This is a genomic window from Pseudoalteromonas lipolytica (assembly GCF_001306915.1).
Classification (GTDB): Bacteria; Pseudomonadota; Gammaproteobacteria; order Enterobacterales; family Alteromonadaceae; genus Pseudoalteromonas; species Pseudoalteromonas simplex.
In genome coordinates this window covers 181,685-203,467 of the sequence record NZ_LJTC01000006.1, presented here as the reverse complement: position 1 = coordinate 203,467, position 21,783 = coordinate 181,685, and the positions used below count along the sequence as shown (strand labels likewise).

Genomic DNA, 21,783 nt, shown 5'->3' with positions numbered 1-21,783 from the left:
TCACCTCGTTTTTTAATAATGCTCCCTTAGTTTACGCGTTGATAGGCTTTCAGACAATAAAAAAGGCCCAGTAAAAACGGGGCCTTAGTAATCATTTCAAACTAGATTAGAACTTAACGTTAATACCAGCGTGGAAACGACGACCTAATACATCATATGTGTACGGGTCAGTGTTTGAGTCATTGTTACCAGTGTAATATGGTGGTTGTTTATCAAATAAGTTATTTACACCTGCAGAAAGTGTAATTGAGTCATTGATAAGGTATGAACCACTGATATCATGGTAAATAACCGTTGGTGTTGTAGGCGCATAACATGAATCTTCATCACCGATACATGCAAAACTATCCATACCAGCAATATAACGAGCTTGGTACTGAGCATCCCAGTTATCACCAGCAACATTAATTGTTAGGTTTGATTTAAGATCTGCATAACCACCAGAGCCTGACGTAATAACACCTGCGTAGTCAACAGGTTCACCAGTAACTTGAACAACATACTCGTCTAAGTAAGTTGTATCTAAGCCCGCTTTCCAGTTAAGGCCAGCAGCTTCAAATGAGTAAGAAAGATTTAAATCGATACCAGATGTTTTTTCAGAACCAATGTTTTGTAGCTGGTTATTGAAAATGATACGACCCGTTGAATCGATTGATACATTTGCCGAGTTACATAACGCAGAACCATTATTTGCATCTGTCTTCAAACACTGATCAACAATGTATTGGTTATCTACTGTCGCAATCGCATTTTCAATTTCGATATCGTAGTAATCTAGCGTCATGCTGAAGCCTTCAAACCACTCAGGCTCATAGACGATACCAGCAGTTAAAGTATCAGCTTCTTCAGGTGTTAAAGATGAGTTACCACCTACAGTAACTTCTGCTTGGTCTTGCGCACCAGGGTACTCAACTTGTTCGAATGAAGGTGAGTTACCAGAATAAAGCTCTGAAACAGTTGGTGCACGGAATGCTGTTGATACAACACTACGTAGCATTAACTCATCGTTTACTTTCCAAGTTAAACCAAGTTTCCAAGTCTCATCTGAACCAAATGTGCTGTAATCAAATGCACGGATAGCAGCGCTTAATTCTACATTTTGTGCAAGTGGCGCATCTGCAAGAAGTGGTAATGCAAATTCAACATATGCTTCGTTTACATCAAAACCACCTGATGTTGGCTCAACCATCGGATCATTAGCTAGGCCTTGAGCAGTTAAAGAATCAGGCGTGTACCAAGCTTTTTCTTGACGGCGCTCAACACCTGCTGCGAATGCTGCATAACCTGCTGGTAATTCAAATAACTCACCTGATACAGAAGCCGCTAGGATAAATAGTTGACTACCACCATTATTTACTTCAGTGTAAACGTTTCTACGGAAACCTTCAGAAGTCCAAGCATTTTGATCTAGTGGGTTAAATGTGCCCACAACTTGACCTTCATCATTCGTGTACATAATGCTATCAGTTAATGAACCAATATTGTGAAGGTTGCTCAATTTATCTACTGAATCATTACGACCAAAGTTAGCAGATACATCCCATGAATAGTCACCGATGAAACCATCAGCACCAATTACAGCACGAACAGTATCTACAGATTGCTCAAAATAACGTGCGCCAGTGTCTGACATACGACGACCGTAGAAAATTTTATCGCCATACGCGTAATTAGCTGTTTCAGTGATGTAGTTACCATCTGCATCACGGTCAGCAATACCATCGCCATCACGGTCAACTTTACTGTTATATGTTTGACCTAATAGTGAGTCACCCATTGATTCATCATAAGTAAAACCAAACCAAATTGGTTGAGCAGCCATTTGTTGCTCAGACCAACGCTTAGTATAAGTGAACTCAGTGAATAAACGCGTCTCGTCGCTTAGTTCATAAGTAGCAAGACCTGTTAAGTTTAAGCGCTCCATTGGCGTGTAAAGGTAGCTATCAGGTGCAAAGTTGTAACGATCAGCATCAGTAAATGGGTGTAAACCACCAAGACCGCTCAAACCATTATCTTGGTGGGCTAGGCCAGAAGTAATTGGATTACCATCTGCATCTACAGACTCACCCGCTTTATTTACATCACCAATTGTACCGTCTTGCCAAATGTGACCACCTTCAGCATAAACAGAACCGCCGTTACAGTTTAAACCATTAGCGCCTTCAGAGATTGGGCAATCAGAAAAGTCACGGTCAGATTGTTTTGCTTTGCCACGATCGGTGTATTGCATACCGATAACAATGTTACCTTTATCAAAAGACGAACCAACTGTGAAGTCGAATGAATTCTCTGTTGCATCACCTTCACCAGTGATTGCAGAGTTAACATTCATGTCAAGACCTTCAAAATCGTCTTTTAAGATGATGTTAACAACACCAGCTACCGCATCAGTACCGTAAACAGCAGAAGCACCGTCTTTAAGTACCTCAACAGATTTGATCATAGAAACAGGAATTGTATTTAAGTCAACAGTAGATGCCGCACCTGTACCAGATGCAATCATACGACGACCATTTACTAAAACTAATGTGCGGCTAGCACCTAAACCACGTAAATCAATACGTGCGTTACCACCAGAACCATTATTTACGCCTGGGTTAGTCATCGCGCCGCCTGTTGCGGTCATTTTTTGTAATACGCTATCGATGCTTGTTGCACCCATTGCTTTGATGTCATCTGCACCAATTAATGTTACTGGGCTTGCGTTTTCCATATCAGAACGCTTAATGCGAGAACCCGTAACTTGAATTTTTTCAATAGACTCTGCTGCATCATCAGCAGCTAAAACTTGCATGCTTGAGAACATTGGGATTGCTGAAACAACAGCTAAACCAAGAATTGATTTTTTCATGTGAAAACCCTACTTGTTGGAAATTTACCTTTAGTCAGGTAGCGCTCGTTATTATTAGAATCACGAGTCAGCGGAGGGCAACTTAGGCGCAGTTAACTGAACGAAAACTGAATGAAAGATCAAATAAAAAACAACCCAAAAATGGCGTACCAACTTTAGGTAATAAGGTTTCACGATGTATCAATGTTAATAAAAAAAAACACTTATACATCAGCAAAATAACATTATTAAGTAGCAAAAAAAACACGATTGAAATCAATTGCACGCACTTTGTAATCAAGTGTAATCAAAGCCCAATTAATGCTACAAATGAAATTTTTACAAGTTGATCACACAACGTTATAAAAACCGTAAAAGCTTGGTAAGACTGCTAACCATAGTTATTCACTTAAATTAACTAAATAGACAAAGTTAGTCTGTTAAACAGTGTATTAGAGGATGATTTTTTGTTTTTGTTCCGTCAGTTTGTAATACCGTATAAAAATACGGCTAATAAAGAACATCAAGTAAAAAAAGGTGAAGGAGAAATTGCGCTAATCACAGCTTTTAGATAATTAAAAACTGCGATCAACAATAATAAGGGAAGATGTTATCGAGTTTGCAGTGAATCGAAATAATAAAGCAAGGTTTGAGGTTGATTATCGCCAGAAGTGTAAGTGAGCATCATTTTCCAAGTCATAACAGGTTCAGAGCATGCGCCAACCATAGTATCAGCAACCCAAACTTGTCCTGTCTGTTTAAACTGCAGTGGGATAAAACCCATATACATGGTGACACCTTCAAGTTTTGCTGAGAGGTTTTTAGCCTCCTTTGGTAACTTTAGGTTAATCGTAAACGGTGTTTCTGGACTGATATCTGGGTTACTTAGCCAAACTTCTACATTATTAGGGTAATTGCAATGACTATTGTTCTGACAACTTGTACTTGTGCTGCCCTTATCTATACTTTGGCTATCACATGCAGCTAAAAAAAGACTAAAAAGGAACACGGGAAATAAGCTTATTCGCACTCTATTTGCCTGTATAAAATAAAGTCAGATACTAATTAGAATGCCCAAAAAAGACAACAGGCACCTAATAATAAGTCAATAAAAATACAATCTCTGACAAAAAATAACCAACAAAGCGCTAAAATTTGATTGATGTCATAATTTTATGCAATTGACCTATCTTTTTAAGGTCAAAAATTTTATCATTTCCATCGCAAAAATAAGGGTTTCTCGAGTTTGTTTTCTGAAGCTAGCACCGCTAAGTTGGCTTTAGGTAACATGCTTGTGAAGTAATAGTAGGCCCCACTTTGAATAAAAGTGGGTAATTCATTTCTAAAACGCATTTATTGCAGCGGAAGCCAGAAAATGAGCCAAACAGTAGCATCACAAACTGAGTACAATTATAAAGTTGTACGCCAATTCGCTATTATGACAGTGATTTGGGGCATCGTTGGCATGAGTGTTGGGGTTCTGATTGCTGCCCAATTAGCTTGGCCAGCACTTAACTTTGATACACCATGGTTAACTTACTCTCGACTACGTCCGTTACACACGAACGCAGTAATTTTCGCATTTGGTACAAGTGCACTTTTTGCGACGTCTTATTACGTCGTACAACGTACATGTCAAACGCGCCTTTTCTCAGATAAATTAGCAGCCTTCACCTTCTGGGGTTGGCAACTTGTTATCGTACTAGCAGCGATTACCTTACCATTAGGTATCACAAGCTCAAAAGAATACGCAGAACTTGAATGGCCAATCGATATTCTTATCGCCGTTGTTTGGGTAACTTACGCAGTGGTATTCTTTGGTACGTTAATCAAGCGTAAAGTATCGCACATCTATGTTGCGAACTGGTTCTACGCTGGTTTCATCATTACTGTTGCCGTTTTACACATCGTAAACAGCATGGCAATTCCAGTTTCACTTACTAAATCATACTCTATCTACGCAGGTGCTGTAGATGCAATGGTTCAGTGGTGGTACGGTCACAACGCTGTTGGTTTCTTATTAACTGCTGGTTTCTTAGGTATGATGTACTATTTCGTACCAAAACAAGCAGGCCGCCCTGTTTATTCTTACCGTTTATCGGTTGTTCACTTCTGGGCTCTTGTTTCTTTATACATCTGGGCAGGTCCTCACCACCTACATTACACTGCGCTTCCAGACTGGACGCAAAGCTTAGGTATGGTTATGTCAGTTATCCTATTCGTTCCATCTTGGGGTGGTATGATCAACGGTATCATGACGTTATCAGGTGCATGGCATAAACTACGTACTGACCCAGTACTTCGTTTCTTAGTTGTTTCTCTATCTTTCTACGGTATGTCTACGTTCGAAGGCCCGATGATGGCTATTAAGTCAGTTAACGCGCTTTCTCACTACACTGACTGGACTGTAGGTCACGTACACTCAGGTGCACTAGGTTGGGTTGCAATGATTTCTATCGGTGCTATCTATCACCTAATCCCTGCACTATTCTCACAAGGCCGTATGTACAGTGTTAAACTAGTTAACACGCACTTCTGGTTACACACTGTGGGTGTTGTTCTATACATCGTAGCAATGTGGATCTCTGGTGTAATGCAAGGTCTAATGTGGCGTGCAGTAAACTCAGACGGTACGTTAATGTACAGCTTTGTACAGTCATTAGAAGCTTCGTATCCGTTCTATATCATGCGTTTCCTAGGCGGTGTATTCATCGTAACAGGTATGCTAATTATGGCTTACAACGTTTATCGTACTATTGCAGCGAAGAAAGATTCGCTTCAACTAGACGCTGACGCACAATTGGCATAATGGAGTAGCACGATGAGCAATAATAATTCACAAAACAAACACGAAATAGTCGAAAAGAACGTTGGCCTAATGGCTATCTTGACTGTCTTTGCAATCAGCTTTGGTGCATTAGTTGAGATTACTCCACTAATGTTCCAAGACGATACGACTAAACCTGTTGATGGCTTACGCCCTCTTACAGCGTTAGAAATGGAAGGCCGTGATATCTACGTGCGTGAAGGTTGTTACAACTGTCACTCACAAATGATTCGTCCTTTCCGTGACGAAGTTGAGCGTTACGGTCACTACTCTGTAGCTGGTGAGTCAGTATGGGATCACCCATTCCAATGGGGTTCTAAGCGTACTGGTCCTGACTTAGCGCGTGTTGGTGAGCGTTACTCAGACGATTGGCACCATGCTCACTTAATGGATCCACGTGCAGTGGTTCCTGAGTCAAACATGCCAGCGTTTCCTTGGTTAGACGAAAACAGAGTCGATACGACCCATACACTTAAAAAGCTTCAAATATTCCGTGATAGCTTCGGAATTGATAAAGCGAGCGACCGTTACGACGGTAAAGGTTACGGAAGTGACGAAGAGCTACAAGCTGACATTGCGAAAATCGAAGCCATGAACGGTGGTCAAGGTGCAACTGAAATGCAAGCTCTAATCGCTTACTTACAACAGCTTGGCACACACTTGAAGTAATTATTATGGATTACGGAACATACAGAGGCATTTTGACTCTGGTAATTTTAGTACTGTTTATTGTGATTGTTGTATGGGCATACAGCAAGCGTAGCAAACGCCGTTTTGACGATGCTGCTAATGCCATATTTGAAGATGAAAAAAAACACAACAACACAATCTCTAATGAGGAAAAGGAGTCTGAGAAATGACTAGCTTTTGGAGTATATGGGTTATTGTATTAACCCTAGCGTGTCTTGCTATCATCTTCGGCCTACTTCTGTGGAACTTAAAAAACTACGCAGGTGTGAAAGAAGGCGAAAGCTGTGGTCACGAATTTGACGGCATTGAAGAACTTAACAACCCACTACCAAAATGGTGGACTTATATGTTCTTCGCGACATTTATTTGGTCTGTATACTACCTTGCTGCTTACCCAGGTTTAGGTAACTGGGAAGGTTTAGGTAAATGGACAAGTTCTAACCAAGGTATTACCTCTTTAGCTGAGTCTAAAGAAGCGACTGAACAAGCATTAGCTAACGGTGAGAACGTTCAATTAGACCAAGAATTTATCGCTGCTGATGAGCGTTTTGGCCCAATCTTTGAGTCATTCGCAAAACAAGATATTGAAACACTAGTTAAAGACGAAAAAGCGCTTGAGATTGGTCAACGTTTATTCTCTCAAAACTGTGCACAATGTCATGGTTCAGATGCACGTGGTGGTCAAGGCTTCCCTAACCTAACAGATAACGATTGGTTATACGGCGGTTCACCGGACAAGATCAAAGAAACACTTCTTTACGGTCGTGTTGCTGCGATGCCACCTTGGGGTGATGCGCTTGGCGAGCAAGGCATTAAAGAAATGACTGCTCACGTACTTAGCCTTTCTGGCCGTACTGTTAACCAAAAAGACGCTGCTGCAGGTGCTGCTAAGTTTGCAATGTGTGCTGCGTGTCACGGTGCTGACGGTAAAGGTTCAGTTGCACACAACTTACCATTTGGTGCACCTAACCTAACAGATAACATCTGGTTATACGGTGGTTCTAAACGTGCTGTTGAAGAAACACTAATCAATGGCCGCGCCGGTGTAATGCCAGCATGGAAAGACATTTTAGGTGAAGATAAAGTTCACTTATTAACAGCGTACGTTTACAGCTTATCGCAAGATAAATAACCACGCGGTTAATAAAATGTATAAACAATTAATCTTTTAATTCAATAGATTAATTAAGATCAAAAAAGCCTCCATCTGGAGGCTTTTTTTTAGTCTTTTGCTTTTAAATCCGATAAAATGCGTACAACGTTTTTAAAGGTATAAGTACTATGAAACCCACTCCTTGGTATAAAAACTTTTGGCCATGGTTTTTAATCTCTTTTCCTCTTGCAGCTATCATCGGCTGTGCTGGTCTTATTTATATGGCAATTGGCAACGGCCCAGATATGGTTGTTGACGATTATTATAAAAAAGGCAAGGCAATTAACCTTGAACTCAGCAAATTTAATAAAGCAAAAGCACTTTACTTACATGGCGATTTAAATGTTGCAGACGACAAAGTAACATTCACTTTCACCAAGGGTGATGCAAGCAATGTTCACTCTTTAAAAATGTCTTTTTATCATCGCACCATTAAAGCCAATGACTTTGATGTAAGCTTAATGAAAAACGCCCATGGCGATTTTACTGCCCTACTCGACACCCATGTTGACGGTGCATACACAGTGTTTATTGAACCAATCGATAACAGTTGGAAACTTAAAGAAGATGTCATTTTACCAACTGATAAAACGATTTCGATTAGCCCTGAATATAAGTAGTAAACTCTAATGTCCGATAATTGCTTTCATTGTCTTGAAAGTGTGCCAAAAGGCTTTAATGCGACTGTCGAAATAGACGGTAAGGCACAACCTATGTGTTGTATTGGTTGCCAAACGGTTGCTGAGAATATCGTCGCCCAAGGCATGACCGATTATTATAAATTTAGAACTGTTCGCTCTGGTAAAGTTGAACAGCTTGTTCCAGAGCAACTCGAGTTGATTAAAAGTTACGATAACGAAGATATTCAAGACGAGTTTATTTCAGCCACTAATGATTTATCAGAAGTACTATTAACGGTTGAAGGCATCACCTGTGCTGCCTGTGCTTGGTTAATCGAAAAACAACTACTTAACTTAAAAGCAATCAAACGTGTTGATGTAAATACTTCGACCAACCGTGCCATGATACAATGGGATAAATCGGTTACACCGCTTAGCCAAATTATCACCTCATTACATGAAATCGGCTATAAAGCCTACCCGTTTCAGGCAGACCTTGAAGCGAGCCAAAAACAACAAGCCGCGAAAGCTTATATCCGCCGTTTAGGGGTTGCCGGTCTGATGACCATGCAAGTAATGATGTTTGCTTTCGCTATGTATTTTGGCATGTTCTCTGGCATGGAAGAGAACTTCGAGCAGTATTTTCGCTGGATAAGCTTAGTACTTGCATCTCCTGTAATTCTTTACAGTGCCCTGCCATTCTTAACCAATGCTATTAATGGTTTAAAAGCCAAACAGCTGAATATGGATTTACCCGTCTCATTAGCGATTTTTGGTGCTTATGGGGCAAGCTGTTATGCCACATTAATGTCGGTTGGCGAAGTTTATTTTGAATCTATCTGTATGTTTACCTTCTTATTATTATTAGGTAAATATTTAGAATTTAGAGCCCGTTTAAAAGCCAGTGAATTTACCGCTAACTTGCAAAAGTTACTGCCTCTTACAGCTCGTATTATCGATGAGAATAACCAAGAATCGATAATTGCGGCCAAAAAACTAAAACTGGGTGATGTTGTGTTGATCAAAGCAGGTGAAACCATTCCTGCTGATGGTATTGTTACAAAAGGTCAAACAACCGTTGATGAAGCAATGATGACGGGCGAGCATCAACCCGTTAACAAGTTTATCAGTCATCAAGTTTACGCAGGTACTATTAATCACGATGGCGTTATCAGTATTGAGATCAACAAAATCGGTCAAAATACCCTGCTTAATCAAATTATTAAGTTGCAACACACAGCGTTAACCAAACGCCCGCGATTAGTTGAGATCACAGATAAAGTAGCACAGTGGTTTGTTGCCTGCTTATTAGTATTTGCCTCAATAACAGCGATTGGTTGGTATCAAATAGACCCCGAGCATGCCTTTTGGGTGACTATTTCTGTACTTGTTGCTACCTGCCCTTGTGCGCTTAGTTTAGCGATTCCAACTGCCCTAACTTGTGCAGTTGCAAGCTTAACAAAGCGTGGGATTTTAATTAAGCAAGCCCACGTATTAGAAACGCTACCACAATTAACTGATATCGCCTTTGATAAAACAGGTACCTTAACGCAAGGTCGCTTTACCATTGAACGCGTTGAGCTAGTAAACAGCCAGTACAGTGAAGCTGATGCATTACGCTTATCTGCCCAACTTGAAAGCTTCTCTGAGCACCCTATAGCTAATGCATTTGCTGGTTTCAACGACTCAATAAACCCTATTGAGAATGTGACTATCGAACCGGGTAAAGGCATTACCGCTTTACTCAATGATCAACACCTTGCGATAGGTAAAAGCGGTTGGTTTGATACCGAAAAAGCTGATGCTCAAGCAACCTTGTATATCGATAAACAAGTCATTGCGCGCTTTTACTTAGCAGACAGCTTACGTGATAACGCAGAAAAACTGGTTACTACACTTCATTCACAACAGCTCAAATGCCATATGTTAACGGGCGATGCCTCTAACAGTGGTGAGCGAATTGCAAAACAGCTAAATTTAGATACCGTGCATGCAGCATGCAGCCCTCGCGATAAACAAGCCCATGTTGAAACATTGGCAGCTAAAGGTGCCATTGTTGCTATGGTGGGTGATGGCGTGAATGACAGCCCGGTATTTGCCAGTGCCCATTTATCTATCGCAATGGAAACCGGCGCTGATATTTCCAAAAATAGTGCTGATGTGGTATTACTCAATAGTGATCTAACGGCTATAGAACATTTGCTTACTGTCTCGAAAAAGACGCGCCGTATTGTTAAGCAAAACTTGGCATTGTCACTTATTTACAATGGTTCGATCTTACCTCTGGCAGCCCTTGGGCTCGTTGCTCCTTGGATGGCCGTCATCGGTATGTCTGCAAGCTCCATTTTGGTTATTACCAACTCATTAAGGTTATTAAAACTATGAGTATCATCTATATGCTTATCCCAATTGCCATTTTATTTGTGCTAATTGCAATTGGGGTATTCTTTTGGGCTGTAAAAAGCGAGCAGTTTTCTGATTTAAATAAACAGGGTCACAGTATTCTGTTCGAAGACGATAAAGAGCAGCATAACAAAAGTAATGATTGATCCGCTGTTTATTAGTGCATTTATAATGGGCTTGTTAGGCAGTGGTCACTGCCTAGCTATGTGTGGCGGCATTGCCAGTAGTTTACAACTTGCTGCCAACAAAAATCGAGCAGTAAGCTTTTCGGTTGCATACAACCTAGGCCGAGCACTCAGTTATATGCTGGCCGGTGCACTCGTAGCTGGAATTAGTAGTCGCTTCGCGGCGCAAAATACCAGTATATCGGTAGCTTTGTCTTTTTTGAGTGGTATTTTTATGCTACTAGTTGGGGTTTACATAATGCGCTTAGCGGCAACCCTACAGTGGCTAGAAAAACTAGGCAAGGCGCTCATATGGCAGCATTTAGCTAAACTCAATCGTTTTTTATTACCGGTCGATACAACCCCTAAAGCCTTGCTTTATGGCGCTTTGTGGGGTTGGTTACCCTGTGGCCTAGTTTATTCTGCGTTAACCTGGGCACTCACAAGCCCATCAGCTCTTCACGGTGCAGGCGTAATGTTATTTTTTGCTTTGGGAACTTTTCCAGCAATGATCAGTGTTGGTCTTGTTAGTCAAAAAATAAATACTCTTTTTAACCATGTTTGGATAAGGGTTATTCTAGGCAGCGTAATAATATGGTACGGTATATACTTATTAATTATAGCAACCGATAAGTTAGTTCATTAACCTAAAGTTGTTAACCTATTTGAATGGATTTGATGTATGGACTTCTCACAAAACAAGTCAAAAGGCTTATGCACAATTAGCTGTAATAATTGCAGTATCAGCCAGCTATGTTTGCCATTTTCATTAAACGGTCAAGAAATGGATCGTCTCGATGAAATCATCGAACGTAAAAAGCCTCTACACAAAGGTGATTATTTATTTGAGTCTGGCGAAAGCTTAAATGCTATTTATGCGGTACGCTCTGGCTCGTTTAAGTCTTATACTTTGTCTGAACAAGGTGATGAACAAATTACTGGCTTTCACTTGGCTGGTGATTTAGTCGGTTTCGATGCAATCAACAAAATGGCTCATCAAAGCTTTTCGCAAGCCCTTGAAACTTCAATGGTATGTGAAATTCCATTCGATACTCTAGACGAATTAGCAGGTAAATTACCTAAGCTACGCCAACAAATTATGCGTTTAATGAGTAATGAGATTAACTACGACCAAGAAATGTTATTGTTACTCAATAAAAAGTCAGCTGAAGAGCGTCTAGCAAGTTTTATTTATAATCTTGCAGAGCGTTTTGGTGAACGTGGTTTCTCACGTAAAGAATTCCGTTTAACCATGACACGTGGTGAAATCGGTAATTATTTAGGCCTTACTGTTGAAACAATTAGCCGCCTTTTAAGCCGCTTCCAAAAAGCGGGCTTTATTAAAGTTGAAGGCAAATTTATCACCATTTTGGACCAGCAAGCGCTTGCAGCAACAGCAGCGATTAAATGTAAATAGAGTTTGATTTAACGCAACTTTATATTGTTTGCCCCTTTAACTGTTCTAAATTTAGGTTACACTCAAAGTACTACTTTTTGCGGAACAGTTAAGGAGCAGCACATGGACGCAATTAAACGAATTTTAGCAGTTATAGACCCAACCAAAGAGCAGCAACATAGTTTAAGCCGCTCAATTGATCTAGCCAAAAAATCTGGCGCGACCATCACCGCTTTCCTCAGTATCTACGACTTCTCTTATGAAATGACCACAATGCTTTCTGCTGATGAGCGTGAAGCAATGCGCGAAGCCGTAATAAAAGACCGCCAAGAATGGTTAAACGAGCAGATTGCCCTTTACCCAGAGCTTACCATTGATAGCTGTGTGGTTTGGCATAACCGCCCTTACGAAGCCATTATCAATACCGTGATCAACGATGGTTTTGACCTTGTTGTCAAAGGCACCCATCAACACGACACACTTAAGTCTGTTATTTTCACCCCAACTGACTGGCACCTCATTCGTAAGTGCCCTGCTCCAGTATTGCTTGTTAAAGAAAAAGAGTGGCCGGCAAAAGGCAATATTTTAGCTGCTGTAAACGCCGTGAGTGAGAATGAACAACACCTTGAACTTAATAAACGTATTATTAATGACGCTCGTTTCATTTGTGATTTAGCCAACGCAACGCTTAACCTTGTGAATGCCTACCCAGCAACGCCAGTTAATATCGCTATTGAAATTCCTGAGTTTAACCCTGGTGTTTACAACGAATCAGTTAAAAAACATCACTTTGAATCAACGCTTTCATTAGCTGAAGGCTTTGATATTGACCAAGCTCATTGCCATATTGAAGAAGGTTTACCTGAAGATGTTATTCCTGATGTGGCTGCACGCCTCAACAGCGAATTAGTAGTGATTGGTACAGTTGGACGTACTGGCTTAAGTGCAGCGCTTGTCGGTAACACAGCAGAGCATGTTATTGATAGCCTTGACTGCGATGTATTAGCACTAAAACCAGACGGCTATGTAAGCCCACTTGCTAAATAACCTATTGAATAGATATTAAAAAAGCCCCTATTTGGGGCTTTTTTATATATACAGTTTAAGAGTTTTATATATTTGTTACATCAATAAATAATGATTCATCAATGTTTGTTGATGAGACCACCGCCTCGCTAAAGTCATAGCTTTCACGATTGCCTTCTCTATCAAGTGGTAAATTTTCAAAATCAAATAAGTTTCTGTCTGCAAGCTGGCTTGGGCTAACATTTTGTAAAGACTTAAAGATACTCTCAACACGACCTGGAGTTTTTTTATCCCACTCTGTCAGCATCGCTTTGATTGATTGACGCTGCAGGTTTTCTTGTGAGCCACATAAATTACAAGGAATGATCGGGAAGTCTTTGTGCTCGGCGTATTTAATTAAATCTTTTTCACGGCAATATGACAACGGACGAATGACCACGTTACGTTCATCATCAGAGCGTAATTTTGGTGGCATCGCTTTTAGTCGTGAACCATGGAACATATTTAAGAACATTGTCTCAACGATATCATCCATGTGATGACCAAGTGCTAGTTTGGTTGCACCAATTTTTTCTGCAAATGAATAAAGTGTGCCGCGACGAAGTCGTGAACACAGACCACAGGTTGTTTTGCCCTCTGGTACTTTTTCTTTTACTACTGAGTAAGTATCTTTATCAACGATGTAATACGGAATATTTAGCGTCTCAAAGTAATCAGGCAAAATGTGCTCAGGAAAACCAGGCTGCTTCTGATCAAGGTTTACCGCAATAACTTCAAATTTAATCGGCGCTGCTTTTTGTAAATTAAGCAAAATATCTAGCATTGCAAAAGAATCTTTACCACCACTGATACATGCCATAACAACATCACCGTCTTCGATCATGTTATAATCAGTAATCGCGGTACCAACATGCCTTCTTAGACGCTTTTGAAGTTTATTAAATTCAAGAGTTTCTTTTCTAGTATCAGTTTGATTCATTTGCTCTGCTCATACAGGCTTTAGTAAGCCATGTTTCATAGTAAAAAGTTCGGCGTGGATTATACGGACTTTTTGAGCGAGTTGAAATGATTAGCGTGGGATAATTAAAACGCTTCTCTTGTAGAGATACCACGTACAGCACAGCGCTTTGGGAATGAAGGTTAAGGATTCAGGTTATTTATATTTAAAACAGGTTAAGTGGTGTTTTCTGGATTTACTAAATAATTTATATGAAACAACAATTAATCTAAAAAGTTCGAAGCAGCTACTTCCGCCTCGATTATGGCTCTATGCGCTTTTAAACCAATATTTGTTGAATAAAAATCTGCTGCTATTTTAAGCTCTTGTGGTGATAATAAACTAAGAATTTTAAGCTTAAAAGCCATCTTGGCGGCACTCATGTCTGTTGGCTCTGCCAATACCGATGTCCCCATCGCATTTATCAACAATTGCTTTTGACTTTCAGGTAAATCTTTTAGTGTATCTGCTAATATTTGCTTTGTATCGATCTCTACAATACCACCAAGGCCATTGAAGATTTCATCCATTTTCAATGCATTATAGAACCGTTCAAATTCTAATTCTGCATTTGGCTCAGACTGAGCCGAACAAACGATAAATGGCAACGAAAACAAAATCAGCAAACAAACTCTCATTTAATTATCCTTATTTTTTAGTTTTACAACTTAGTCGAAAGCCAAATAGCAAATTTAGTGGAGTGCTTAACGACTAATCTGATTGGTGAATAATAAAGTGAACTTGAACCATTCACTTTGCCTAGGTTCTGGTGTTCAATTTCATCTTGTTGAATGCTTAGTACCGTTTGATATGCGCTTTTATTATTTTTCTCTAAATAGCTTAATTGCCATTCTAGATGATGAAGAACCGTTGATTCAACGGCTTCTGTACACACCCAAATTGCTTTACGGCCAAATAAAGCAGTAATCAAACCTAAACAATAACCACCCAAAGACCAAAACCAGATTGCGTGGCAATGCCGTACTTTATGTTCCTTTAACCAACAATCAAAAGTTTTGAAATGCTCGATTTCATGATTTAGCATTTCTTTAAGCTGTACAGAGATATCTTGATATAAAAACTTAGCGACAAATAACTGAGCCTTATAAATGCTTATCGCCCCAAATTCACCTGCATGATCAACACGCACAATTCTAGCGACTTCTTTTGAGATCATCTTAATTGCTTACTGTGCATTTATAACGGGAAGCTGTACAAGCAAGATCAGCCCAGTCATCTCTACCCCAGCAATACTTATCATTTCTAAGTGGTTTTAGATGCCAAACTACTGGCTTGCCCTTATTATCTAAACGAGTTTCATTTTCAAGCTGCACACGGACTAAATTTTTCTCTGCTGAGAGAATATTATAAACGAAGGTTTTTCTCGCTTCAGACTCAGAAATATAGCCCTGTTCGTCATATGAGATTTCTAATGTGTTGTTTTTGAAAGCTACGGTATGAAAATTAGCTTCACAAACTGGGCTATTTGTAGACTGCCATGAGCCTTGCAACTTAGTTTGCATTTCTTGGTTGATAAGTGAATGACTACTACACGCTGAACATAGCAGTAAAATAACAAAAATAGACGCTAAAGGTTTCATTAAGATGCTTTTAAGTCCCTGAAAAATTGACATTTAGCATATCGAGAATCGTAAAAATGTCCAGCGATACGCTTAATAAAAACAAAGGGCACAATAGCCATGTGCCCTTTGTTAACTTTAAGCGCTTTTAGTTTTAGCTTTTTTATTCTTTGCCAATCGTTTGGCACGTTTTATAGCCGATTTTTTCGACGCATTTTTCTGCGCAATTTTTAACACTTTAGCCTCTTTTAATTGCTTTTTTGCTGCTTTAAAGCGCTTTTTAGCATTTTCAGCTAGGTTCTCAGCTTCGCTGGCACACTCTACAGCTGCTTGTGCTTTTAGTGCTGCATCTTTTGCAAGTTCAGTGGTTCTTGCCACTTCTTTTTTACTCTTTTCAAGAATTTTTTCGAGCTTAGCAAGACGTTTCTCAAATACTGACTGTGAATTTTGCATAGTATTCTCCTTCACTGGCGTATAGACATGCGGGTAGGTTCGGTAACAATAAGCGAGTCGACACAATTTACTACATCGTGATCTTTCTCCGGGTAATCTAAACAACTTAAGAAGTGGCGCATACAGTTGATTCTCCCGCGCTTTTTATCGTCAGAGCGAATTTGTGTCCAAGGTGCATCCTTAGTATGGGTATGAAACATCATGGCATCTTTGGCATCACTATAATCATGCCATTTAGCCAGTGATGCCATATCAACTGGGCTTAGCTTCCATTGTTTGAGTGGGTCGTTTTGGCGCGATTTAAAACGTCTAAATTGCTCTTCTCTACTGACCGAAAACCAATATTTAAATAGCTTGATACCGCTATTCACCAACATACGCTCAAGTTGAGGTGTTTGACGCATAAACTCCAAATATTCGTGATCATCGCAAAACCCCATTACCTTCTCAACACCGGCTCGGTTATACCAAGAACGATCGAAAAGTATGATTTCACCCTTAGTAGGTAAGTGGTTAATGTAACGCTGGAAGTACCACTGATCTCGCTCTCTAGTAGTTGGCTTTTCTAAGGCTACCACGTGTGCCCCGCGAGGATTTAAATGCTCCATAAAACGCTTTATAGTGCCACCTTTACCTGCCGCATCTCGACCTTCAAATAAAATCACAATTTGTTGTTCGGTCTCTTTTACCCAGCCTTGCATTTTTAAAAGCTCGATTTGCAATTCGTGTTTATGGCGCTCGTATTCAACTACGTCCATTTTGCGTTTATATGGGTATTTACCGTCAGCATTCCACTTTAAGCTTGGGTTTTTAACATCTAGATCAAAAACCACATCCTGTTTAGCATTGTGTTCGGATAAATTCTGCTGTTTTACTGATACAGGTTCGACATTGACTGTCTGCATAACGACTCCTATTAAACTATAACTACCTATATTGAGAACTTTATAGTTTTACTTTAAGCCAGTTATAGCTAAGTAACTTGATCTAAATCTATATTTTCATTCCTTAAAAATTCATTTAAAAATAGAAAGTTAGCACTTAATAATTAAGTAAAGATCAGGCTAGCAATATACAATCAAGTCTTTTTTCTATAATAAAAAACAATCAGAGAAAACTAATACATTCCGACTATTTCTATGTTTCAAAACACACTGAACCTTAAATACACAGCAATACAAATAGTTAGGAAAAATATGAATCAAGGGAATAATTTAGAGCAAAGAAACAGTCATAGTAATTGTACTAACTACGATGAATTTTCAATTTTGCTCATACGTCTAAATGCTGAGATAAACTTTTGAAAAAAGAAACATAAGAACTATCTGTGCTTCACAACGAAAAAAGGACCTAATTAAGGTCCCTTTTGTCGAAGTTTAAACGCTTTTAGCCAATATATAGTCCGTTATTTAACAATCCAAGGTGTGGCGCTGATAAGCTCAGCATGACTGTTAAACACTGTGTTATCGTCTTGCCAGTCATCTGTTACTTTTATTGAGCAACGCTGCTCTTTACAGCTAACGCCATTTGCCGAGATAGCGTCTTGACCATTAAATTTAAGTACAACACCTTGTTGTTCAGGAAGCAAAAACCACATTAATTTGCTGACAAAAAAGCCTGATAAATCAGATAACAGCTCGTCAAACTCTTCATTTAACGTATATAAGTTTGCTTTACTAAGTTCAAAATCTGCCAAATCAGTCGCTTCAATCTGTAACTTTAATTGGCATTCATGTTTAGGGTTTTCTGGTTGCACAACAATAACAGCTTTATCTGTATCTAATTGCTTATCAAAAGGTAAAAGTAACTGAGCTTTATCTGTATAAGTTAAGTCAAACTCTTGTTTTTCTGTAATTATTTTACCTGATTTAATAGTGCATACTTCGTTACTAGCAATATCAGACAAATAAAAGTTAACTTGAGCGTATTGAAACTCACCTTTATTCACGACTTTTAAACGATCATAAAAGCCATCATAAGCAATAACAAATTCAGTTGCTGCGGCTTTAGAGGAAACCGCGCTTAGCGCAACCGCGATAGTTGCGACTTTTAACCATGGAAGGAGTTTATTCATCAAAGTAAGCTCTATTTTGATTTATCATAGTGTTTAATTCATCAATATATGCTTCACGGCGCTCAGAGTATGATAACAAACCTTGTGTTAACTTGGTTGCTTCTATAGGTTTTTGCTGGCGACGTAAATCGGCACGAATTAATCGTAAATCTTTATACGCAGCATGGGTATTAATATTTTTAAAATATGAGCTTACAGCAGCACGTACCGATTTAAATGCTGTCACTTCATGGGCCGCTTCGTTAGCACGGCGACGAGGAACCATGCCACAACCCTTTTTGTAACACCATTGACCGAAAAAGTTTAAACCAATCCGTGCAAAGCGTGACGTGCCCCATGCTGATTCATTTGCTGCTTGCATTAGCGCAAGCTCTTTAGGAATGATATCAACTCGACGTAGTGCTTGGGTAAGCGATAAAGTGTCAATAGTGTTAGGCAACTTGTAGCTGGTAAGAATTTTTTTAATATCTGACTTTTGCTTGCTCGTAAGCGGCTCATTGTACTCAAGCATCATGCGCGCAATTTCTAGTTTAGCTCGCTGCTGTAAAATTTTTTTATTTTCGGCCTCAACATGTGGGCGAATAAAATCAAAAAAAGCATGTTTCTTTTCTTTTACATCAGTAAATGCTGCAAAGTCAGGCAGTTTTACATTATGTAATGGTTTTTCTTTTTTGATTACGCGCTGGGTTCCGGTAGGCGTGCTCTGAGTTTGTTCAGATTCTTCAACTGTCACTTCTTTTTCGATAAATGGCGAAAATAACGCCCATGCAAAAAAAGCGGTTAATAAAGCTCGAAAAACGTACTTAAGCATGTATTCTCTCAAATAAACTACTACTCATGTGCGGTTAACTCACGCACACACAAAGGCGAAGTATACCAAAGCAGATGATTTTTAGCGAATTCAGCACTATAAAACCACCCATAAAAGGGACAAACTATTGACGTAACAGTGTAGTTTGCTCGCAATTTTCAAGCGCTTGCGTATACTGAAAAGTAAGCAAACAAGGAATAGGAAGGTTATTTTTATGTGCCAATCTTGGCAAGCTCGCATTATTAATCAACAAAAATATCGTCCAAACGATAACCGCTCAGCTTGGCAGGTTGACCGCTCTCGAATCATACACGCCGCAGCATTTAGGCGTTTGCAGGCCAAAACTCAGATTATGGGTATTGGCTTAAATGATTTTTATAGAACTCGTCTTACTCATTCTTTAGAAGTTGCCCAAATTGGCAGTGGTTTATTACGCCATTTGAAAAAGCAGCACCCTGAATTTACGAATTTTCCTAGCGGTAGTTTACTCGAAACCTTATGCCTTGCTCATGATATTGGCCACCCTCCTTTTGGTCATGGTGGTGAAATAGCATTAAATTACATGATGCGCGATCATGGTGGCTTTGAAGGTAACGCGCAAACACTTAGAATTGTCTCTAAGCTTGAGCCCTATTCAAATGGCTATGGCATGAACTTAACCAGGCGCACCTTGTTAGGTTTTATTAAATATCCAGCCTTCATTGATGATTTGTGGCACAGCATTCCACCTTTGAGCGAGCAGCGTAGCTTTATTAAAGCTGACCATTGGCGACCAGCTAAGGGGTTATACACCGACGATAAAGATATTTTCGACTGGATAATGGAGCCACTGTCTAATAACGATAAAGCACTGCTGAGCAGTCATTATAAGGTTGATGAATTTAGAGCCAAAACCCACTATAAATCGATAGACTCAGCAATTATGGAATTAGCTGACGATATTGCGTATGCCGTTCACGATTTAGAAGACGCCATAGCTACAGAGGTTTTAACGCTGGCTGATTGGCAAAATCATGCCCTTGTACAATTACAAGAGCTTGACTCTGCGTGGCTAACCACTCATTTAAGCTCGATAACGGCCAGACTCTTTTCTCATCACGAGTATGAGCGTAAAGACGCCATTGGTGAGTTGGTAAACACCTTTATTATTAACGCTCAGTTAGTTGTACAAAACGCAGATTTCGAATCTGAAATATTACAGTACACGGTGAGTCTTCCAGATGAATTTGCCGAAATTCTTAACGTGCTAAAACATTTTGTTTTTAAACGCTTAATTCGTGAGCCGAAGATGCAGCAAGTGGAGTTTAAAGGGCAAAACCTGCTGATTGAATTATTTAGTGCTTTTGCCAGCGACCCAATGCGCTTATTACCAGAAACAACGCAAGAAATGTGGCTAAATGCGAACCAACAAGGCGATAATGCGATGCGCATAATCTGTGATTATTTGTCAGGAATGAGTGACGAATACGCCTACAAAACCTATCAGCGGTTGTTTTTGCCCTCTGCTTAAGTAATTTTTGAACACTATTTGATAGTGTTCTAAAATTAAGCAGGTTATTAATAAATAATCGCACTTCTTTAGATGCATTCTATTTAACATGGATTGAAATAATGCTCAAAAAATACCTGCTCATCAGTGCAGCTGTTGCAAGTTCATTTGCTTGCTATAGCGCAGAAACACTTCCAGATCCGCTTCTCGAAGAGCGCGGCATAATAATTAAAGATGCAACCCACTTTGATTGGATACGGCTTAATTCTGGCGAATGGCTCAAAGGCGAGCTTGTCTCTTTGTACGACAAAGAAGTTGAGTTTGACAGCGACATTCTTGATACATTAATGATTGATCGCGAAGATATCTATATGATTATTTCAGATCGCCATCATACGGTTCGCTTTAACGATGGCAATGAGCTCAGTGGTACACTTAATATATCGGGCGGTTATGTAAAAGTTGGCGAACAAGACGCTAAATACCGTTATCGCGATTTAGTCTCAATTGCTCCCTCAGTTGAAAGCGAACTCAGTGCATGGACTGTAAAGTTATCCATGGGTGCAGATTTGGCCCGTGGAAATACTGACCAAACTGAATATTCTATTAAAGCTGACATAAAGCGCCGTACTGCTTCAAGTCGATTTTTATCTGAGATTTTAGGCTATCGCACTACCAGTGATGATCAAATTACTAAAAACAATATTCGTGCTAACGGTACATTTGACTGGTTTTACACACAAAAAATGTATTATCGCCCTATTTTCTTCGAATACTATCGTGACCCGTTCCAAAATATCGCCAATAAATACACTGTCGGCGCCGGCGTTGGTTATTATGTGATAGATACCGACAAAACAGAATGGGATTTTACAGCGGGGCCTGCTTATCAAAAAACCCAATTTGACACTGTAGCAGCTGGAGAAGATAAGAGTAACTCATCAATGTCTTGGTTTATTTCTACAAATTATGAGTTAGAAATCACTAAGAAAATCGATTTTTCATTAAATTATCGCTACCTAACTGCAAGCAGTGATGCTGGCGGTGACTCACAATATGCTTTGGCTGCGTTTGAATTTGAAATCACAGATGATATCGATTTTGATGTGTCATTAGTTTGGGATTACCTTGCCGACCCGATTGCCGATGAAAACGGTGTAGTACCAGAAAAAGAAGATTACAAAATGATTTTCGCATTGGGTATCGATTTATAATATCAATTCGCTTGATCGATACAAAAACGCCGAGCTAAGCTCGGCGTTTTAATTTT

22 protein-coding genes are annotated in these 21,783 nt (G+C 39.6%); 12 read left to right on the top strand and 10 right to left on the bottom strand.

The genetic code is table 11. The annotated features are described in order from the left end of the window. Positions 1-106: 106 nt before the first annotated feature. Positions 107-2,851, bottom strand: a complete 2,745-nt coding sequence (locus tag AOG27_RS10970; protein ID WP_054553057.1) for a TonB-dependent receptor plug domain-containing protein — start codon at positions 2,849-2,851, stop codon at positions 107-109. A 589-nt stretch (positions 2,852-3,440) separates the two neighbouring features. Continuing rightward, the gene (locus tag AOG27_RS10965; RefSeq protein ID WP_138600035.1) at positions 3,441-3,839 is read right to left on the bottom strand and encodes a hypothetical protein; all 399 of its coding nucleotides are present in this window, start codon (positions 3,837-3,839) and stop codon (positions 3,441-3,443) included. Positions 3,840-4,205: 366 nt separating this feature from the next. On the opposite strand from AOG27_RS10965, the gene ccoN reads away from it, so the two are divergent. The 10 genes from ccoN to uspE all read left to right on the top strand — a co-directional run bounded on the left by ccoN (position 4,206) and on the right by uspE (position 13,130). Further along, on the top strand, positions 4,206-5,639 hold the full coding sequence (gene ccoN, locus AOG27_RS10960) for a cytochrome-c oxidase, cbb3-type subunit I (RefSeq protein ID WP_036967883.1): 1,434 nt from the start codon (positions 4,206-4,208) through the stop codon (positions 5,637-5,639). A gap of 12 nt (positions 5,640-5,651) precedes the next feature. Continuing rightward, positions 5,652-6,326 carry a cytochrome-c oxidase, cbb3-type subunit II gene (ccoO, locus tag AOG27_RS10955; RefSeq protein ID WP_054553056.1) on the top strand — a complete coding sequence of 225 codons (675 nt, stop codon included), beginning with the start codon at positions 5,652-5,654 and terminating at the stop codon, positions 6,324-6,326. A 5-nt stretch (positions 6,327-6,331) separates the two neighbouring features. After that, on the top strand, positions 6,332-6,517 hold the full coding sequence (locus AOG27_RS10950; protein ID WP_010373992.1) for a cbb3-type cytochrome oxidase subunit 3: 186 nt from the start codon (positions 6,332-6,334) through the stop codon (positions 6,515-6,517). Then, positions 6,514-7,479 (top strand): cytochrome-c oxidase, cbb3-type subunit III, encoded by a 966-nt coding sequence (ccoP, locus tag AOG27_RS10945; protein ID WP_054553055.1) that lies wholly within the window; start codon positions 6,514-6,516, stop codon positions 7,477-7,479. Before AOG27_RS10950 ends, ccoP begins: the two co-directional genes overlap by 4 nt. A 149-nt stretch (positions 7,480-7,628) precedes the next feature. Continuing rightward, the gene (locus AOG27_RS10940; RefSeq protein WP_054553054.1) at positions 7,629-8,120 is read left to right on the top strand and encodes a FixH family protein; all 492 of its coding nucleotides are present in this window, start codon (positions 7,629-7,631) and stop codon (positions 8,118-8,120) included. 9 nt (positions 8,121-8,129) lie between these two features. Beyond that, on the top strand, positions 8,130-10,505 hold the full coding sequence (locus AOG27_RS10935) for a heavy metal translocating P-type ATPase (protein WP_054553053.1): 2,376 nt from the start codon (positions 8,130-8,132) through the stop codon (positions 10,503-10,505). Further along, complete coding sequence (gene ccoS / locus AOG27_RS10930; protein WP_054553052.1) at positions 10,502-10,669, top strand: cbb3-type cytochrome oxidase assembly protein CcoS; 168 nt, start codon at positions 10,502-10,504, stop codon at positions 10,667-10,669. Before AOG27_RS10935 ends, ccoS begins: the two co-directional genes overlap by 4 nt. Continuing rightward, entirely contained in the window at positions 10,662-11,333 is a 672-nt protein-coding gene (locus tag AOG27_RS10925; RefSeq protein ID WP_054553051.1) for a sulfite exporter TauE/SafE family protein, read from the top strand. Before ccoS ends, AOG27_RS10925 begins: the two co-directional genes overlap by 8 nt. 36 nt (positions 11,334-11,369) lie before the next feature. Further along, positions 11,370-12,104, top strand: coding sequence for an FNR family transcription factor (locus AOG27_RS10920; RefSeq protein ID WP_054553050.1), 735 nt, complete (start codon positions 11,370-11,372; stop codon positions 12,102-12,104). A gap of 102 nt (positions 12,105-12,206) precedes the next feature. Further along, positions 12,207-13,130: a universal stress protein UspE gene (gene uspE / locus AOG27_RS10915; protein WP_054553049.1), complete on the top strand. Its 924-nt coding sequence runs from the start codon at positions 12,207-12,209 to the stop codon at positions 13,128-13,130. Between the two features lie 64 nt (positions 13,131-13,194). On the opposite strand, the gene ttcA is transcribed toward uspE, so the two are convergent. From ttcA to AOG27_RS10875, 8 genes are all read right to left on the bottom strand, one after another. After that, positions 13,195-14,088, bottom strand: a complete 894-nt coding sequence (gene ttcA / locus AOG27_RS10910; protein WP_054553048.1) for a tRNA 2-thiocytidine(32) synthetase TtcA — start codon at positions 14,086-14,088, stop codon at positions 13,195-13,197. A gap of 242 nt (positions 14,089-14,330) precedes the next feature. Next, a complete protein-coding gene (locus tag AOG27_RS10905; RefSeq protein WP_054553047.1) occupies positions 14,331-14,744 on the bottom strand; it encodes a hypothetical protein in 414 nt (137 codons plus the stop codon). A 23-nt stretch (positions 14,745-14,767) separates the two neighbouring features. Continuing rightward, positions 14,768-15,283: a demethoxyubiquinone hydroxylase family protein gene (locus AOG27_RS10900; protein ID WP_054553046.1), complete on the bottom strand. Its 516-nt coding sequence runs from the start codon at positions 15,281-15,283 to the stop codon at positions 14,768-14,770. Between the two features lies 1 nt (position 15,284). Further along, positions 15,285-15,707 carry a hypothetical protein gene (locus AOG27_RS10895; protein WP_054553045.1) on the bottom strand — a complete coding sequence of 141 codons (423 nt, stop codon included), beginning with the start codon at positions 15,705-15,707 and terminating at the stop codon, positions 15,285-15,287. A gap of 117 nt (positions 15,708-15,824) precedes the next feature. After that, positions 15,825-16,139 carry a hypothetical protein gene (locus tag AOG27_RS10890; RefSeq protein WP_054553044.1) on the bottom strand — a complete coding sequence of 105 codons (315 nt, stop codon included), beginning with the start codon at positions 16,137-16,139 and terminating at the stop codon, positions 15,825-15,827. Between the two features lie 11 nt (positions 16,140-16,150). Beyond that, positions 16,151-17,044, bottom strand: coding sequence for a polyphosphate kinase 2 (gene ppk2 / locus AOG27_RS10885; protein ID WP_082389257.1), 894 nt, complete (start codon positions 17,042-17,044; stop codon positions 16,151-16,153). Between the two features lie 500 nt (positions 17,045-17,544). Further along, positions 17,545-18,213 carry a DUF2987 domain-containing protein gene (locus tag AOG27_RS10880; protein WP_054553043.1) on the bottom strand — a complete coding sequence of 223 codons (669 nt, stop codon included), beginning with the start codon at positions 18,211-18,213 and terminating at the stop codon, positions 17,545-17,547. Beyond that, a complete protein-coding gene (locus AOG27_RS10875; RefSeq protein ID WP_054553042.1) occupies positions 18,206-19,024 on the bottom strand; it encodes a glucosaminidase domain-containing protein in 819 nt (272 codons plus the stop codon). Before AOG27_RS10875 ends, AOG27_RS10880 begins: the two co-directional genes overlap by 8 nt. A 214-nt stretch (positions 19,025-19,238) precedes the next feature. Here AOG27_RS10875 and AOG27_RS10870 point away from each other — a divergent pair, with 214 nt between their 5' ends. Together AOG27_RS10870 and AOG27_RS10865 are read left to right on the top strand one after the other, a co-directional pair. Further along, positions 19,239-20,534, top strand: a complete 1,296-nt coding sequence (locus tag AOG27_RS10870; RefSeq protein ID WP_054553041.1) for an anti-phage deoxyguanosine triphosphatase — start codon at positions 19,239-19,241, stop codon at positions 20,532-20,534. 101 nt (positions 20,535-20,635) lie between these two features. Continuing rightward, on the top strand, positions 20,636-21,727 hold the full coding sequence (locus tag AOG27_RS10865) for a DUF481 domain-containing protein (protein ID WP_054553040.1): 1,092 nt from the start codon (positions 20,636-20,638) through the stop codon (positions 21,725-21,727). Positions 21,728-21,783 lie beyond the last annotated feature (56 nt).